The 2,127-nt window shown below is 57.4% G+C and carries 2 protein-coding genes; both read left to right on the top strand.

From position 1 onward, the window contains the following. Positions 1-1,196 (top strand): site-specific integrase (locus QVO66_RS09905; protein WP_369678050.1); only part of this gene is annotated, 1,196 nt, incomplete at its 5' end. Positions 1,197-1,216: 20 nt separating this feature from the next. Next, on the top strand, positions 1,217-2,127 hold a 911-nt coding region (locus QVO66_RS09900), incomplete at its 3' end, for a phage integrase SAM-like domain-containing protein (RefSeq protein WP_288172794.1).

Genomic DNA, 2,127 nt, shown 5'->3' with positions numbered 1-2,127 from the left:
AGGTGCAGGACAGGTATTGGGATTCCGACACCCTCAGTTACAGGCGCACGACGGCTGTTCCTGCCGCCGAGCAGAAACGCCTGCCCGGACAGATTGCCGCCATCATCGAGCGGGCGGAGAAGACCTTCTCGGACAAGGCGGACGGCAGGTGGATGAGGCAGGTCATCGAGGATGTGCTGTACCCGGCCCGCGCCTTCGAACGGAACCACCCGAACCTGCTCGCCCGCGTCCACGAGTATCTGGAAAAGTTTGACGGTGCGGAGAGGACCAAGGAGCATATCGTTCGCTTCGAGCGCAAGATGACCCGCTACCACGACTACCGCCGGGAGATACTGGGCGAGGCGGACTTCACCCTCTTCGTGGAGACCGTCACGCTGGAGCAAATGAACGATTTTAGGGATTATGTCGTGAACGAGTACAAACTGCGGCAGGAGCATCCCGACTTCTATACTCCCCGCACGCTCATCAACCACAGGCCGAGGCCGCTTTCCGGCACGACCGTCATCAACATCATGAACCTGTTCTGCACCTTCCTGCACTGGTGCAAGAAGATGAAGTATTCCGACAACGAGGTCTATGCCCTCTATGGCTGCAAGGAGCCCACCTATGGCGACCCTTTCTTTCTTACTTCGGAAGAGAGGAACATCCTGTATGACGCGGACCTGAGTGACTGTCCGAAGCTGGCCGTCATCCGGGACATCTTCGTGTTCCACTGCTATGTCGGCTGCCGCGTGGGTGACCTTTACAGGCTCACGCGGGACAACATCAAGGACGGCTTTCTGGAATACATGCCGCAGAAGACGAAGAAATGTCAGGCGAAGACCGTCAGGGTGCCGCTGCACGAGAAGGCTTTGAAGATACTGGAACGCTACGATGCCAATGCCGACAGACTGTTCCCGTTCAGGCAGATACACACCTACAACCTCGGCATACGGGAGCTGCTGAAGCGCTGCGGCATAGACAGGACGGTGACCATCCTCGACACGCACGGTTACAACACCATGCAGAAGCCCCTGTACGAGGTGGCCACCAGCCATACGGCACGCAAGACCTTCGTGGGCAACCTGTACAGGCAGGTACCCGACCCCAACCTCATCGCTTCCATGTCGGGACATGTGGAGGGCAGCCGGGCGTTCAGCCGCTACCGCACGATAGACGATGACATGAAGCGAAGGCTTGTAGAAATGATAGACTAGACAGAAAGGAGGACTTATATATGAAAGTGACCGCATTCATCCGAAAGACCGCCGCCAAGAACAACATAACAGACCAGGCACGGGTCTATTTCCGTGTCCGGGACATCGGCGGAGTGGACATCAAGGCCGCGAGCGAACTGTCCATCAATCCCAACCACTGGAGCCCGGAACGGCAGGGCTACAAGCCCCGCGTGGCTCTGGTGTCGGAGGAGAAGAAGATGGCCTTCGACAAGGACGTGCAGCAGATCACCCACCTCATAACGAAAGAGTACCACCGGGGCGTGGACGGCAACTGGCTCAAAAGCCTGATAGAGGAATACCACCATCCCAACATCAACGCAAGGGGCGGCAACAAAGCCGACGAGTACCTGCTCTCGTACCAGATACGGAAATACATCGAGGAAACACCGCTCGCGGACGAAAGCCGGAAACACCATCTCGACAATCTCAACAAGGTGCTGCGCTACGAGCGTTTCCGCCACGAAGTGCTGCACCAGCGGGGCTTCCACCTCTGCATCGACACCATTACGGCGGACGACATCAGGGACTTCAAACTGTGGATGCAGGAAGAATACAGGTATGTGGACATGTATCCCGTATTCTACCGGAACGAGAAGCACCGTGATGTCGGGCAGAAGCGTTCCGAGAACAGCATGTCAGGGTCGCTCTACCGCATCCGCACCGTCGTCAAGTGGTGCATCAAGCGCGGACTGACAAGGAACAACCCCTTCGACCAGTACCAGATTGCCCGGCCGATGTACGGCGACCCGTTCTACCTGACACTCGAAGAGCGGGACAAGGTGTACTATGCAGACCTGAGCGGCATGGGAACTACCTACCCAGTCTACCGTGACATCTTCATGTTCCAGTGCCTGATAGGATGCCGCGTGAGCGACCTGAACAGGCTGACCAAGGCCAATATCGTGGACGG

Origin of the sequence: Prevotella sp. CAG:255, from assembly GCF_000431195.1 — a bacterium.
Taxonomy (GTDB): domain Bacteria; phylum Bacteroidota; class Bacteroidia; order Bacteroidales; family Bacteroidaceae; genus Prevotella; species Prevotella rara.
This window is presented reverse-complemented; position numbering and strand designations above follow the sequence as displayed.